Origin of the sequence: Legionella erythra, assembly GCF_001467615.1 — a bacterium.
Taxonomy (GTDB): Bacteria; Pseudomonadota; Gammaproteobacteria; order Legionellales; family Legionellaceae; genus Legionella_C; species Legionella_C erythra.
In genome coordinates this window covers 449,488-465,243 of the sequence record NZ_LNYA01000034.1, presented here as the reverse complement: position 1 = coordinate 465,243, position 15,756 = coordinate 449,488, and the positions used below count along the sequence as shown (strand labels likewise).

Here is a 15,756-nt window from a genome sequence, read left to right as displayed (position 1 = left end):
TCAAACTCCTGAATATGGTATAGATACCGCTTGGCTTTTAAACAGGGCTTTTAAGAAATGGACTTACTACGATTTTTTTTCTGTTTGTTGTTCTTTGCTTTTTCAAGTGTCGTCTTTTCCGCCTCGTCTTCTGATAATCCGGGTATTGCTTTTGTTCATGGAACCAATGATCATCGCACCGATGCCGATGGCGGTTATTGGAAAAAGGACTTCATCGCCTACATGGCCGGATCATTACCGAATCCTGACAATTACTGGGTTGTGGCCTGCGATTACAGCCAGTACATGTGGCACGAGGATGCCGCTGGATGTACAGCTGATCAGCTCCTGGCTTTCATTAAAACCAAAAAAATCAGCAAACTGACAGTCTATACCCACTCCAACGGCGCTAACGTATTGCGCTGGATACTGTCCAATCCCACCTATGATAAACGGTATTACAAACTAAGCCGCCGCATTTCAGACGTCATTGCCATTGCGCCCTCCAGTGGCGGTACACCCTTGGCCGATGAGGTGATGGATGGCAATATTTTTGAATCCTCGCTGGGGTGGCTGCTCGGCTATCGTAATGATTCCGTCCGGCAACAACGGGTGGGGGATATGGCGCTCTTCAATGATGAATTGTTGCTGGGTACGCCGGGACGGTTGTCTCTGCCTGTTTCGTTCCGAACCGTGATTGGTACGGACGTGACGGCCTCACCCTTCTCTTCTGCCAGTTATTGTAATGGCTATTTCCTTAATGCGGGATTAAAAATCACCAAAATTTATCTGGATAAATGTTCAGATGGTTTTTTAAACTGCGTGTCTCAAAAACTGGCCGGCGACCTCTGGTTTGTTGACATCAATAAAACCCAGGACAGCATCCCCTTAAGCCATAATCAAAGTCGCCATTCCTGCTTTGGTCTTGAGCATGTATTACGCGATGATCTCTTGTCACAAGGAGTTAGAAAGTGAGAGCAACCTCTTTATTGATGATGTCTGCCTTATGGGCAGGACAAAGCCTGGCATTCACGTTACCCCAGGAAGCCGTGCATCCCTATGAGTGCGCTCAGTGTGAGTCGCTGTCTCATGATGTCTTAAGCAGCGATTGGCCAACCCGTCACTTACCCCTGGGCCATGAAACCATGCATGCCCAGAAGAGTAATAAATACAGCATCAAAACCACCCTGCATCAATTGAGTCGCGGTGTAGCGCTGCAAACACTGGCCCCGGGAGCAATCATTCGCGTCAGTCCCGCCGCACCTGATGCCCGGCTTAACCTGAATTTTAATTTAGAGACGCCCACTCATCAGGTGTTCGGCCTGAAAGACGCTTCGGCCTTGTTCGCCAAAGACGACGGCCTGAATGATTCCGCCTTTGCCGGTGAAAGCATCATGGCCATGCAATTAAAACCCGAACTCGGTTCCGGTCGATTCATTCTGACCAGCGACCTTGTCAAAGGGCATGAACAGGACGCCTACATCATTCACGTCTTTGATCAGGGCTCAAACGCTTACCTGACGGTCTCCACGGATAAAGCCCGCTATCACTATGGCGATGAGTTGGTTGCCACTTTCAGTCTGCGGGATGATGCCGTCGGTTACCCCATTGATGTTATTACCGCCAATCTGGTCACTCCCGATGGCAATCAGCGGGCCCTGTCGCTGGAAAAAGTATCCTGGGACGTTTATCAGGCCAAAGTGATGCTGCGCTCTGAAAAAGGATTCCATGGCGAAAACTGGTACATCGAAGCGCAAGTGGACACCGATGTGGGCGGCCGCAATGTCAAGCGTCAGGCACACACCGCCTTTTCCTATACCATTCCTTCCGCGGCAGTCAGAAGCATCAAACGAAACAATCCGGCTGAACCGTTTAACTTTACAGCTCAGGTCGAAGTCGCGACCGGCAGCCGCTATGCGCTACAGGCGGTTTTGTTCGCCACGGATGATCAGGGCAAGGTCGTTCCTGTAGACACAGTGCAATCCGCCGCCTGGTTTGCCACAGGCCTTAATGAATTAAATTTTAGCTTTAATCCTGAGGAGAGTACTCAATACAAGGCGCCCTATTTCTTAGGTGCCCTGCAATTGACCGATTATGGGCAATTAAAAGCCGTGTATGAATACAGCCAGTTAATCCCGCTTCAACAAATAGGACAGGAATGAGTTTTTTCCAACAGTTCACTGTTCTGCAGGGTGTGGCCATTGCCGCAGCCCTGCACTTTCTTTTAATCCTCTGGCTGTTTAAAAAAATAGCCGGGCTCAGGCACCAGCATCAATACACTCTGGAAAAAAACCAGCAACTGATGATTGATGCCTTGCACAAGCTGCATCTGTCCCTTAATGAACAATTACACGCCAGCCAGACCCCTCTCGCTGAACGAATAACACAAGGCCAATTAAACAGCCAGCGCCTCATCAGTGAAACAGTACAACGCCACATGACAGACGTGCGCGAGCAGATAGGTCACAGCTTTAAACAGCATGCCGGTTCTCTGACCTCGCATCTGCAAACACTGACTGAAGAAATACGCAATCACCTGCATAGCTTAACCCAACAGGTTCACCATAAACTGACAGAAGGCTTTGAAAAAACCTCAACCACGTTTACTGATGTTGTTCGGCGTCTGACCATCATCGACGAAGCACAGAAAAAAATCACTGAATTGTCTTCCCATGTTGTTAGTTTGCAGGATGTTCTGGTGGATAAGCGGGCACGCGGCGCGTTTGGCGAAGTGCAATTAGCCACCTTGATAGCCAATATGATCCCTGCCAACCATTACCGCATGCAGCACACCTTGTCTAATCAAAAGCGGGCCGATTGCATTTTATTTTTGCCAGAACCGACAGGCCACCTCGTCATTGATGCGAAATTTCCGCTCGAAACCTATCAAAAACTGATGAATAACGCGTTATCTTCGACAGAACGCAAGCCGTTACAGCAACAGTTTCGCCAGGATTTGCAAAAACACATTAAGGATATTGCCGAGAAATACATTATTCCCGGCGAAACCACCGACAGTGCAGTGATGTTCATCCCGGCTGAAGCCATTTTTGCTGAAATCCACGCCAATTATCCTGAGGTCATTGCCCTCTCGCAGCGTCTGAAAGTCTGGCTGGTATCCCCGAGTACCTTAATGGCCGTGTTAACCACGGCGCGCGCCGTGTTGAAAGATGATGCCACACGGACTCAGGTTCATATTATTCAAAAACACCTGCATGCCCTGGCTGATGATTTTCAGCGCTTCGAAAAACGCATGGATAAACTGTCCAAACACATTGATCTTGCCCATCATGACGTTGGCGAAGTCACCACATCGGCCCGTAAAATAGCCCAGCGTTTCCAAAAAATTGAGGCGGTTGATTTGAATTCAGACCATCTTGTCTTGTCACAGGCCCTAGACGAGATAGAGTCCCAGTGATTCATCGGTATTTTCCATTCTGACCGTATCCAATATTGAATCGCCCTTGCTGGTTTTGGATCGTAGAGGCCGAATAAACCCCGCCCAATAACTTCTTTTTCATCAGAAACTTATGGTATGCTCGACAGAAGATAACTTGGGGAATGCAATGCGCTTATTCAGTTCAATACTCTTTTTTTGTTTATGCACCGCAAGCTTTTCACCTGTTTTTGCCGGCTCATGCGCGCCCAACGCCAGCGCGGCATGTCAGGATCAATGCCCGCGCAATTGCAACGTCGATGTCTGCTGTGCACAAATGGGTGGTATCAGTTATTGCGACTCCTCAGCCGGCCGCTATGTGTGCAATAATGGTTATTATTCCTCCTGCTATTGTACTCGCCATGCGGTGATGGATTTGCAATTGCTTCCCGGCTGCTGCCTCTGGCAGGGCGGTGTGTTTACCGTCAATGAACTGGGCGTGGTACTCTGCAATGACGGTACTATTTCAGAACTCTGCTCGTTACAACCCAATACGACACCGACTGTTTCTGTGACACCCTGGTAAAAGGCCGTCTCTGCCGCCCTGTCTAAAACCCTGGACAACGGCGGCACGAGCACTCATAATTGCCGATTTTATCCGACATTATTCATGACCATATCGCTGATAGAAATCAAGGATGTAAGCAAATCATATGGCAGTACCCTCATCCTTGATCGCTTAAACCTGACTGTTTATAACGGAGAATTCCTCACCCTGCTCGGCCCGTCCGGCTGCGGGAAAACCACATTATTGCGTTTAATTTCCGGTTTTGATCAACCTAGCGCCGGTGAAATTTATATCAATGGTCAATGCGTCAACGCCTTACCCCCGCAAAAACGGGATGTCCACACCGTTTTTCAGAGTTACGCGCTGTTTCCCCATTTATCGGTGTTTGAAAACGTGGCGTTCGCCCTCCGCTGCAAGCGCATTGCCGAGGATGAAATAGAAACACGTGTCCTTGAAGCCCTGCGCCTGGTGCAGCTTGAATCGTTTTCCAATCGCAATATCAAACAGTTAAGCGGCGGCCAGCAGCAGCGCGTGGCCATCGCCCGGGCTATTATTAACCGGCCGCAAGTGCTGTTACTGGATGAGCCGTTAAGCTCTCTCGACTATCGCCTGCGCAAAGCCATGCAATACGAATTGAAGCAAATTCAGAAAGCATTAAACATGACCTTCATTTTTGTTACTCACGATCAGGAAGAAGCCTTGTCCATGTCAGACCGCATTGTGGTCTTTAATTTAGGCCATATCGAGCAGGTCGGCACCCCGCGGGAAGTGTATGAAACCCCGGCTAACCTGCACGTGGCGAGCTTTATCGGCGAAGCCAATATTTTTAATGCAACAGTCATCGCGGCGGATACCCATGAATTGACAACCACTCTCGAAGGTGTGCACATTGAATGCAAGAATACCGGCCATTATCAGGTCGGGGATAAAGTCCATCTGATTGTACGCCCCGAAGATATCCGCGTCTGGAGCCTCTCTGAGGTCACGGAATCACGTGGCATGCTGCCGGGTAAAATCCTCGACATCATCTACAAAGGCTCCACCGTGGATCTGAAAGTCGCCCTGCCATCTGGCGCCGTCATCAATGCCTCGGAATTTTTTGATGAGGATGACGATAAACTGGAATACGCTCTCCATGAAACCGTATGGGTGGAATGGCTTCCAGGCTGGGAGGTTTTATTGCCTTATGAAAACTAAATCCCTCTCATTGACGCTTTTTTATGGTTGGCTTTTGCTATTTAGCTTCCTGCCGCTTTCCCTGGTAGTGGCCGCGAGCTTCTTATCCAGAGACAGTCTTCATCTGGTGACGCTGCCATTTACTCTGGATAATTATACAGCCCTCATTGATCCGGTATTTGCAAAAATTTTCCTGCGCTCTGTGGGTATCGCTCTCATGACCACCCTGTGTTGTCTGTTGATCGCTTACCCCTTCAGTTATTTGATGATTAAATCCAGGCATCAATCCCTGTTGTTGCTGCTTATTATTATTCCATTCTGGACCAGTTCACTGGTACGCACCTATTCCCTGATAGCCATTCTCAAATTCAAGGGCGTATTGAATGCCATCCTGCTTAAGCTGTATCTAATCGATGCCCCTCTGTCGCTGCTTTATTCTAATTTTGCTGTGATATCGGGATTGGTGTATAACCTCTTCCCCTTTATGGTCTTGCCCCTGTTTACCAACATGGAGCGCTTTGATTTTCGTCTCATTGAGGCCGCAAAAGACCTCGGCGCCAGCAAGTGGGATATTTTTTGGCGCGTCTTTTTGCCGAATACTGCAAGCGGCATCGTGTCAGGCAGCCTCCTGGTCTTTTTACCGGCGATGACTTTGTTTTATATCCCCAACGTCCTGGGTGGTGCTCGCTCTATCCTGCTCGGCAATTTAATCCAGAATCAATTTCTGGTGGTAGAAAATTGGCCGCAAGGTTCTGCAACCAGTGTGGTATTAACCTTGCTTTTGGTATTACTCCTTGTCTTCTACCGTGGGCTCAACAAGGAGATTACCCATTGAAATCACTCGCTCGGCAGGTTTTTTTATTTTGCGTTTATGCCATGCTTTATATTCCCATTCTGGTGCTGGTGATTTATTCATTCAATAACGCCAAATTTTCCCTGCAATGGCATGGGTTTTCCTTACGTTGGTACACCGAACTCTTTCATGATCGCGGTTTATGGGCTGCGTTCAGTAACTCGGTGATTCTAGGCTTGTGCGCTGCGGCCACTGCGACGACCATTAGCCTTTTAGCCTGCGTGCAGTTGTTTCTCTTTAGAACCCGCCATCGCACTTTTCTTTATACCTTGCTTCTGTTGTTAATTATCATACCCGATCTGGTGTTGGGTGTTGCTTTGCTGATTTTCTTTAATGTATCCCGAATCCCCCTTGGTTTTACCAGCCTGTTAATTGCCCATATTACTTTCTGTATTCCTTTTGTCATGATTACCATCAATACCCGCATCAATACACTTAACCCCAATATCTATTTCAGCGCCCTGGATTTGGGGGCCAGCCGCTACGTGGCCTTGACTAAAATTCTTCTACCCTTGTTATGGCCGGGGATATTGAGCGGTTTTCTCTTGTGTTTTACCTTGTCGTTTGACGATGTCATGATCAGTTATTTTGTCGCAGGCCCCGATTTCAATATCTTGCCTTTGACCATTTATTCCCTGGTGCGTGCTGGCGTTACCCCGGAGTTAAATGCCTTGTGTTCCTTTACGTTCGCATTGTCCATGATTTTAGTCATTGTGGCTCACCGACTGGCGAGTAAGAAAATATGAAGCGATTAGTCCTCCTTCTCACTGTTTTTTTCACCCCTATCGCCTTTGCCGAGCGGGTCGTTAATGTCTATGTCTGGGGGGGTGAGATCCCCAAAAAGGTCATTCAGCAGTTTGAGTATGAAACTGGCATTAAAGTTAATTTTTCAACTTACGATAGCAATGAGACGCTCTTCGCCAAATTAAAGGCCAGCAACAGCAGCATTTATGATGTCATCCTACCCTCTGCCTATTACGTTGAGCGCATGCGCAAGCTCAACATGCTGACCCGGCTTGACCATGAACGCTTGCCCAATTTAAGGCATGTGGATGAACAATTTTCTCATAATGACTACGATAACGGCAATCAATTCAGCGTGCCGCTGGTTTGGGGAGCGACAGGGATTTTCTTTAATCAACAACGCGTCACGCAGCCGCCCCGTCACTGGCGAGAACTGTGGCAGCCGCAATGGCGCAATCAGTTAATGCTGCTTGATGATTCCCGCGAAGTCTTTGCCATTGCACTAATGAGCCTCGGATATAATCCGAACGACCGCGATCCCCGGCATATTGAAGCGGCTTACCAGCATTTGCTGCAATTGGTACCTAATATTAAATTGTTTGCCAGCGACAGCATCCAGGCCATCATGATTGATGAAGACGCGTCCTTAGGTTCTGCCTGGAATGGCGATGCCTTTAAAGCCCATGCAGAAAATCCAGCCATTGGCTTTTTCTACCCCCTGGATGGCTTTGTGGTTTGGGTGGATTGCCTGGCTATCCCTGCCAATCCACCCCACCCCAGCGAAGCCTATGCCTTTATTAATTACATGCTGAAACCTGACGTGGGTGAACAAATCGCCTTGAAAGAAGGTCATGCCATCAGCAATCGGGAGGCCTGGCTTCAGTTACCCGCGGCCATTCGTAATAATCGAATGGTTTATCCTGATGCCGAAACCATGAAAAGAGCCCATTTTCAGCGCGATGTAGGCGAGGAAACACTGGCTTTGTACAATAGCTATTGGGAGCAATTGAAGCTGGCTTTCTGAGCTGTACTATTTTCCAATCAAACGGAGCTCTATCCATTTGCCATCTTATTGACGGTGAGCATGGATGCTGTGCATGAGGCACAGCATGTAGTCAAACAGGAGAATATATTTTTCTGCGACAGTAGCGCGCTATTCTTGCTCTTCTTTTTTAGCCTCTTTAACATCGGGTAAATCACTGATGCGCCGATCGGGGTAGAGTTGTTTGATGCCGCGGTAAAACGATCCTTCCGCATTGAGGACGGCCAGAATATAACCCTCCTTTCCGTCCAGAAATCCGCGCTGTAGAATCAGGCAACGAAAAAACATCCAGCCTGCAGAAAACAGGATACTGATAAATGAAGGGGGTTTGCTTTCCTTGCGGCGAGTCCTGGCCGTATAAGAAGAATACCGGTTCATTTTTGCAATTGCATGGCTTAAGTCCTGATACGAATGATGAAGGATGCTTTGCTTTAATTTTTCCACTTTCGCCTCAGGCGGCAATATCACCTTTTCGTGAACGATGTCATCGCTGTAACGGGCGCCTTCACGTTTAAACAGGCGAATGTGGCGTTTAGGACTTGAGGAGTAGCGCATGGGCTTACCATAAAAATTCATATATATGGGAATACGGTAGGCATCCGCTTCATTTAAATCCATGACTTGCTGAATGGCAAATTTTAATCCTTCACTGACTGACTCGTCCGCATCGAGGTTAAGTACCCAATCCCCCGTGGCGACTGACAGGGCGCGTTGCTTCTGAATGCCATATCCTTGCCAATCGGTCAAGTAGATGTTCTCGGTATACCGTTTGGCAATTTCCACTGTTTGATCCGTACTGCCTGAATCGAGAACAATGATTTCATCAGCCCATTTCACCGACTCCAGGCATCGCTGGATATTGGCTGCCTCATTTTTTGCAATAATAATGACACTTAACATAAAATCCAATTACTCCAATTCAACTGAGTTGTTGCGGTAACCATTAGCATAAAAAAATATCCACAATGCTGTGGATATTGAATAGTTGTCTTAAGATAAGGGGCTTACTTTAGCACACACCCTCACGATAATCATGGCTGTCAAAATGCAGTTTACCGTCCTTCACTTGCAAGGTGACATGGCCACCATTGGATAATTTTCCAAACAGTAACTCATCAGCCAGCGGTTTCTTGATGTTTTCCTGGATGAGACGAGCCATTGGCCTTGCACCCATGGCTTTATCGTAACCATGCTCAATCAACCATTCTCTTGCCGCTTTATCGACTTTAAAGGTCACGCCTTTATTGCTCAACTGTTCATCAAGCTCCATGATGAACTTATCAACCACCAGACCAATCGTCACGTTGTCCAAGGGGGCGAAATTGATAATGGCATCCAGTCTGTTTCTGAACTCCGGGCTGAATTGGCGCTTAATCACTTCCAATCCGTCATTGCTGTTATCCTGGAGAGAGAAACCAATCGAATTTCGACTGATTTCACTGGCGCCGGCATTGCTGGTCATCACTAAAATCACATGGCGGAAATCGGCCTGACGACCATTGGTATCAGTTAACGTACCATGATCCATGATTTGCAGGAGCAGATTAAAGACGTCGGGATGCGCTTTTTCAATTTCATCAAGCAGCAGGACGGAATGAGGATTTTTGGTGACTGCTTCGGTTAACAAACCACCCTGATCATAACCCACATAACCCGGAGGGGCACCGATCAAACGGGAAACCGTATGCTTCTCCATGTACTCTGACATATCAAAACGCAGCAACTCAATACCCAACACATTCGCCAACTGACGTGTCACTTCGGTTTTACCAACCCCGGTAGGACCCGCAAACAGGAAACACCCAACCGGTTTTTGCGGTTCACGCAAGCCAGAACGGGCCAGTTTGATGGCAGAAGCCAGGGCGGTGATGGCATTGTCCTGACCATAAACCAGTAATTTAAGGTCGCGCTCAAGATTACGCAGCGTGTCTTTATCCCGAGCAGATACTTTTTTAACCGGGATTCGGGCTATTTTTGCCACCACGCTTTCAATTTCCGTCACGCTGATGATTTTACGGCGCTTATTGGCTGTCAACAGATTTTGATAAGCGCCCGCTTCGTCAACGACGTCGATGGCTTTATCGGGTAAAAAGCGATCATTGATGTATTTGGCAGACAGTTCTGCCGCGGCCTTTAAGGCAGGAATGGAGAATTTAACCCCATGGTGTTCTTCAAGACGGCCTTTTAAGCCCTTAAGAATTTCAAAGGTTTCTTCCACAGATGGTTCAGTGATGTCAATTTTTTGAAAACGGCGGGCTAAGGCTCTATCTTTTTCAAAGATGCCGCGGTATTCCTGATAGGTCGTCGAACCAATGCATTTCAACTCCCCATTGGCCAGCAGAGGCTTGATGAGATTGGAGGCATCCATGACGCCGCCTGAAGCGGCACCCGCACCAATAATGGTGTGAATTTCATCGATAAACAGCACAGCGCCTTCCTGATGCCCTAATTGTTTCAAGACCGCTTTTAGGCGTTTTTCAAAATCACCGCGGTATTTGGTACCGGCCAGCAAAGCCCCCAAATCAAGGGAGTAAACGATGCAATTCTGAATGGCCTCGGGTACTTCCCCATCGACAATACGCCGTGCCAGACCTTCGGCAATGGCGGTTTTTCCAACACCAGCCTCACCCACCAGCAGCGGGTTATTTTTACGGCGGCGGCAAAGCACCTGAATGGTGCGTTGAATTTCTTCATGTCGGCCAATCAATGGGTCGATTTTGCCCATTCTGGCGCGCTTGTTTAAATTGGTGCAATAGCTTTCCAATGGTGATTCACTGCCCTCACCCGACATCATTTCCTCGTCCATTGAGGCGTTCATGCCCTCATTGAGGTCATTATTATGGTATTTGGACACGCCATGCGAAATATAATTAATGACATCTAAACGGGTGATGTTTTCACGGCGCAGGAAATAAACCGCCTGGCTTTCCTGTTCGCTGAAAATGGCAGCAAGGACATTAGCGCCGGTAACCTCAGTCTTTCCAGCCGATTGGACATGGAAGACGGCGCGTTGCAAGACCCGTTGGAAACCCAGAGTGGGTTGTGTTTCCCTATCCAGTTCATCATCCGGGATTCTGGGGGTGGTTTCATCAATGAATTCAATCAGATCGCGGCGCAGGGCATCAATGTTGGCATCGCAAGCCTGCAACACATTGCCTGCAGCAGGATTATCGAGTAAAGAAAGGAGTAAGTGTTCAACGGTCATGAATTCATGACGTTTCTCTTTCGCTTCCTTAAAAGCAAGGTTTAAGGTGAATTCAAGTTCTTTGTTTAACATTTCTTTGCTCCTCTCAACCCCACCGCCAATTATTCGGGCTCCATGGTACATAATAAGGGATGTTCATTCGCTCTGGCAAAATCGTTAACCTGAGCTACCTTTGTTTCCGCAATATCTCTCGTAAACACCCCACATACACCCTTACCAACAAAATGAACCTGCAACATCACCTGTGTAGCCAATTGCTCGCTTAACTGAAAAAAACGTTTTAATACACTCACTACAAATTCCATGGGTGTGTAGTCATCATTGAGCATGATTACCCTGAATTTCTTAGGTTGTTTGAGTGCAGGCAGTACTTCTGCTTCCGCTGGCCTGCGCTCGACAATTTCCTCTAAAAATTGCCCGCTCATTTTCTTACACCCTTTACTAATTTTATAGACTTACAACGTTCATTTGGCCAGTAAAAAATGGAATTAATCAATGAAAAAATTAAACCCTGCGATATTCAATTACATCCTGTCCATATAACACTCAGCATGAATAGGGGCACATAAAATGCCTCCCTTTCAATTATAGCTTTTCTGTGGGTATTCGGGACCTTCCATTGTTAAAAACAGGGATGCTTTCAATGACTGGCGCAATCGACCGTCTGGTTAAGCCTTAGAATAATCATCGGCCCGAAAAATGCTTTCTTAAGCTATTCGGGCCGATTTATTTTACATGTGCCTAATCATGGCTTCTGCAAAACCGGAACTGCTGACACAGGTTGCCCCATCCATCAGACGCTCAAAGTCATACGTGACCGTTTTGGCTTCGATAGCGCCATCGACCCCTTTAATGATCAGATCAGCCGCTTCAGTCCAGCCCATATGACGAAGCATCATTTCAGCTGACAAAATCAGAGAACCGGGGTTTACTTTATCCTGACCGGCATACTTGGGCGCCGTACCGTGAGTTGCCTCGAACACCGCCACTTCTTCACTCATGTTGGCACCGGGAGCAATACCAATGCCGCCGACCTGAGCTGCCAGAGCATCGGAAATGTAGTCGCCATTTAAGTTTAAGGTAGCAATCACACTGTAATCTTCCGGCCTTAATAGAATTTGCTGCAGGAAAGCATCGGCAATCACGTCTTTAATGACGATCTGTTTGCCGGTTTTAGGATTTTTAAACGCCATCCACGGACCACCCTGGTATTCCATGGCACCAAAGCTATCGCGGGCAACCTGATACCCCCAATCCTTGAAAGCACCTTCGGTGAATTTCATGATATTGCCTTTGTGAACCAGGGTAACGGAATCGCGATCATTATCGATGGCATATTGGATAGCCGCTTTAACCAGACGACGCGTTCCCTGTTCAGAAACCGGTTTAATCCCTATACCGCAATGATCAGGGAAGCGAATTTTTTTCACACCCATTTCATTTTGCAGGAAATGAATGATTTTTTTCGCTTCAGGCGAGTCGGCTTGCCACTCAATACCGGCATAAATGTCTTCGGAGTTTTCACGGAAAATAACCATATCGGTTTTCCATGGCTCTTTAACGGGGCTGGGTACACCGGTGAAATAACGAATAGGGCGCAGGCAGGTGTACAAATCCAAATCCTGACGAATAGCAACGTTTAACGAACGGATACCGCCACCAACAGGCGTTGTTAAAGGCCCTTTGATTGAAACGACGTATTTTTTCAGGGCATCCAGGGTTTCTTTAGGCAGCCATTGATCAGCACCATAGACTTTAGTCGCTTTTTCGCCGGCATAGACTTCCATCCAGGCAATTTTGCGCTTGCCGCCGTAAGCCTTTTTAACTGCTTCATCGACCACACGGATCATGGGGGGAGTCACATCAACGCCGATACCGTCTCCTTCAATAAAGGGAATAATCGGTTGGTCAGGAACCTGCAGAGAACCATTAGCGGCAACGGTGATCGCTTGCCCTTCTGTTGGGATACGAATTTTTTCAAATGTCATTGGCAACTCCGTCTTAATAAGAGGCAATTATCATAGCATGCCAAAATGCTTTGTCCCAACTCCCATTCACGGCATAATAGGATTTATTCTTCATCTATTGCAGTTTGATTCATTTGAGTACGTTATTACTTTTTAATAAGCCATATGGCGTGGTTTGCCAATTCAGCGGCACCGAGCATGAACAGACCCTGGCCAACTACATTAAACGACCCGGATTCTATGCGGCTGGCCGTTTGGATAAAAACAGTGAAGGCTTGCTAATTTTAACCAACGATGGAAAATTACAGCATCAATTAACCCATCCCCGCTTTAATAAGCAAAAATATTATTGGGTCCAGGTAGAGGGCCAACCGCAGGAAAAGGATTTATTGCCTTTAAGGCAGGGGCTTGTTATCGGTGGGGTACGCTACTTGCCTGCCACGGTTCGCCTTATTGAGGAGCCGGATTTATGGCCAAGGAATCCACCCATTCGTTTTCGCAAAAGCATCCCCACCTCCTGGCTGGAAATTGTCTTAAACGAGGGTAAAAACCATCAGGTACGAAAAATGACAGCGGCCATTCATTTTCCAACGCTAAGGCTTGTTCGCCATCGCATCGCCCAATGGTCATTGGGGGATCTGAAGCCTGGGGAGTATAAGCTGGTCGAAATGGATACTTTTTTAGAATAAAATGCCAAATAGTCTATAATTTGATCACCCCGGCCTTTTGGTTTTCATCATGAAGATACGTTTGTATTTCGGAACTTCAAACAAGGATATTGATATCAATCAAAAGTCTTCTCCCTCTGAACAGGTTAAAAAAGCACTTGAGGAAAACAATATCCATCCCTCCGATTTAAAACAAATTCGCTTTGAAAATCATGTCTTAGAGGATATTGATGCACTTGATTCCTGGTATCGGCACATGGAAGAATTAGCCGCTTATAATCAGACCCGCAATAAACGCCTCCTGCCACATGAGAATGTTAATATAACACCAACATCCAGACATGAGGTGCTTGAGAACTTTAAAAAAAATTATCCCAAAAACCGCCTCTGGCAACTGGCAGTCGATGGGCAGCTCTACTCAAGCATGACAGGCCACTCGCTGGTAAAGGCTGATCCTGAGCCAGGATGGGTAAGATATTGTGAGCGCGAAACCAATTCACTCGATGCGTTTTTCGCCACGTTAAATGTTTCCCTGGACAATATTGAGGACTTAACCCTTTCTGAAGAATTGATTCTAGCGCTCCATGAAGGCGTTACACGCGACGTCCATTTAGGCATGAATCAACGCATTCAACGAGGCGCCTACAGAGATAGTTCCCCTCATTTTAGTTTTTCTCCCAAGCATGGGCGTATAACTCCCACAGGATTAGCTGATTTACTCAATAAAATAGAAAACAACGAATTGAATAGCCCGGATGAGGAAGACGGGTACGGGATATTGTTATGGCCAAAATTTCATGATGGAAGCCGCTTTTTTATTACCCCGGAAAAAATTAAAGAAGAACGCACAAAATATGTCGGTGATGGCGACAACCTGGCTTTTGCCGAATTTTTAATCGATCAATGTGTGGAAATTTATTATCAAGCCCCCGCTAATCCAGAAGCTCTGGTGCAAGAGACCATTGCTCACTACAACGAGACTATTGGAACCTTAAGCGATCCCGATGACATTTTAGAACTGATCGGTAAAACGACAGAAGCCTTTGAACGCATCCATCCCTTTGGTGATGCAAATGGTCGCACTTTCGTCAATTTATTGCAGAATCGATTGCTCATTCAGAATGGTTTCCCGCCAGCTACCCTTTTCGAACCTAATCTTTATGATGTTTATGGCCATCATGTCGATGTATTAAAGCGGGGCATTTTAAATACGCTAGCAATCTATAATGGAGAAAATGTTTTTGGTTACCCTATGCACAAACACCATCCTTTATACCCCGAGCACCCCGATCCAATCCATTCCAATTCTTTTTTGCTGAATTCCCAAGCTTATTTTGATTGGAACGAGAATTTGAAATCTTTTTCCATGCAATATCATTACAATCCCTTATTCGAGTTTTTTGAGTCAGGCCATTTTTCTTCAAAAACGATACAGGACGCCATAGCCCATGTCCAAAATCCACTTGATAAACTGGATTACGTGAGCGAGGCCATTAAACACCAGGCACAAAATGGGAAGGCCATGATCCTGCTTGATCAGGTATTTAATGAAATCGTCAGCTCCATTCCGGCTCCCAACTATACACAAACACCAGAGGATTTTGAGGCGCAGGAACTTTATTACCAGGCGCAGCTCCGATTAAGAGCACATCAACAGAACGAGGCAGTAGTGAAATTATCACTACCGGCTGAACAGGATGTCAATCCATCAGGTAAGGATGAAGCAGGGAAGACGGACGAAAAAGAGAAGGAAAAAGAGAAAGAACTCCAACCAGAAGGATTAAGGCAGCGTCCCCCTGGAACGAAAACAATCAAAGATAAAATACCCGAGGTCAAACCTGATACAAAAGAACAGGCGCTGCTGGAGGTTTTACACCATTATATTACAATGCGCCAGGTTGAAGCAGACTCTGAAAAAAAATCCAAACATTATAAAACCCGGGTTATTGGTATTAAGTTAGGGCATTCAGCAAAAGATAAAATCAGAGCAGCTAAAAAGCTGATGGCTCTTGTACAAAATAAACCGTTTCGCGGCGAAAGAATTCAGTCCCTGGATGCCACCGACTACAGCGCCCTGACCCATTCACGTTTAGGGCAATTAATGCAACCCTACATGGACATCATTCAGCGTTACCATAAGACTGGCCTCGAATTTAATCAAGCCAGCGGCGGCTAATG

14 protein-coding genes are annotated in these 15,756 nt (G+C 46.8%); 10 read left to right on the top strand and 4 right to left on the bottom strand.

Annotation, left to right across the window (positions count from 1 at the left end; all coding sequences use genetic code 11):
* Positions 1–57: 57 nt before the first annotated feature.
* The 8 genes from Lery_RS13395 (at position 58) to Lery_RS13360 (ending at position 7,720) form a co-directional block, all read left to right on the top strand.
* On the top strand, positions 58–954 hold the full coding sequence (locus tag Lery_RS13395; protein WP_058527731.1) for a hypothetical protein: 897 nt from the start codon (positions 58–60) through the stop codon (positions 952–954).
* On the top strand, positions 951–2,141 hold the full coding sequence (locus Lery_RS13390) for a DUF4785 domain-containing protein (protein WP_065230304.1): 1,191 nt from the start codon (positions 951–953) through the stop codon (positions 2,139–2,141). The genes Lery_RS13395 and Lery_RS13390 overlap by 4 nt, the downstream gene beginning before the upstream one ends.
* Positions 2,138–3,397: a DNA recombination protein RmuC gene (locus tag Lery_RS13385; protein ID WP_058527729.1), complete on the top strand. Its 1,260-nt coding sequence runs from the start codon at positions 2,138–2,140 to the stop codon at positions 3,395–3,397. Before Lery_RS13390 ends, Lery_RS13385 begins: the two co-directional genes overlap by 4 nt.
* Before the next feature lie 148 nt (positions 3,398–3,545).
* Positions 3,546–3,941, top strand: a complete 396-nt coding sequence (locus Lery_RS13380) for a hypothetical protein (RefSeq protein ID WP_082657213.1) — start codon at positions 3,546–3,548, stop codon at positions 3,939–3,941.
* An 84-nt stretch (positions 3,942–4,025) separates the two neighbouring features.
* Positions 4,026–5,120 (top strand): spermidine/putrescine ABC transporter ATP-binding protein PotA, encoded by a 1,095-nt coding sequence (gene potA, locus Lery_RS13375; protein ID WP_058527728.1) that lies wholly within the window; start codon positions 4,026–4,028, stop codon positions 5,118–5,120.
* A complete protein-coding gene (locus Lery_RS13370; protein ID WP_058527727.1) occupies positions 5,110–5,934 on the top strand; it encodes an ABC transporter permease in 825 nt (274 codons plus the stop codon). The genes potA and Lery_RS13370 overlap by 11 nt, the downstream gene beginning before the upstream one ends.
* 41 nt (positions 5,935–5,975) lie before the next feature.
* Positions 5,976–6,698 (top strand): ABC transporter permease subunit, encoded by a 723-nt coding sequence (locus Lery_RS13365; protein ID WP_420324173.1) that lies wholly within the window; start codon positions 5,976–5,978, stop codon positions 6,696–6,698.
* Positions 6,695–7,720, top strand: coding sequence for an ABC transporter substrate-binding protein (locus Lery_RS13360; RefSeq protein ID WP_058527725.1), 1,026 nt, complete (start codon positions 6,695–6,697; stop codon positions 7,718–7,720). The genes Lery_RS13365 and Lery_RS13360 overlap by 4 nt, the downstream gene beginning before the upstream one ends.
* 129 nt (positions 7,721–7,849) lie before the next feature.
* Here Lery_RS13360 and Lery_RS13355 read toward each other — a convergent pair whose 3' ends face one another.
* The 4 genes from Lery_RS13355 to icd all read right to left on the bottom strand — a co-directional run bounded on the left by Lery_RS13355 (position 7,850) and on the right by icd (position 12,931).
* On the bottom strand, positions 7,850–8,638 hold the full coding sequence (locus tag Lery_RS13355) for a glycosyltransferase family 2 protein (RefSeq protein WP_058527724.1): 789 nt from the start codon (positions 8,636–8,638) through the stop codon (positions 7,850–7,852).
* 109 nt (positions 8,639–8,747) lie between these two features.
* Positions 8,748–11,015 carry an ATP-dependent Clp protease ATP-binding subunit ClpA gene (clpA, locus tag Lery_RS13350; RefSeq protein ID WP_058527723.1) on the bottom strand — a complete coding sequence of 756 codons (2,268 nt, stop codon included), beginning with the start codon at positions 11,013–11,015 and terminating at the stop codon, positions 8,748–8,750.
* A 29-nt stretch (positions 11,016–11,044) separates the two neighbouring features.
* Positions 11,045–11,368: an ATP-dependent Clp protease adapter ClpS gene (gene clpS / locus Lery_RS13345; RefSeq protein ID WP_058527722.1), complete on the bottom strand. Its 324-nt coding sequence runs from the start codon at positions 11,366–11,368 to the stop codon at positions 11,045–11,047.
* Positions 11,369–11,674: 306 nt separating this feature from the next.
* A complete protein-coding gene (gene icd, locus Lery_RS13340) occupies positions 11,675–12,931 on the bottom strand; it encodes an NADP-dependent isocitrate dehydrogenase (protein ID WP_058527721.1) in 1,257 nt (418 codons plus the stop codon).
* Positions 12,932–13,044: 113 nt separating this feature from the next.
* Between icd and Lery_RS13335 the strand changes: the two genes are divergently transcribed.
* Both Lery_RS13335 and Lery_RS13330 read left to right on the top strand, forming a co-directional pair.
* Complete coding sequence (locus tag Lery_RS13335; RefSeq protein WP_058527981.1) at positions 13,045–13,599, top strand: pseudouridine synthase; 555 nt, start codon at positions 13,045–13,047, stop codon at positions 13,597–13,599.
* Between the two features lie 49 nt (positions 13,600–13,648).
* Entirely contained in the window at positions 13,649–15,754 is a 2,106-nt protein-coding gene (locus Lery_RS13330) for a Fic family protein (RefSeq protein ID WP_082657212.1), read from the top strand.
* Positions 15,755–15,756: the final 2 nt, after the last annotated feature.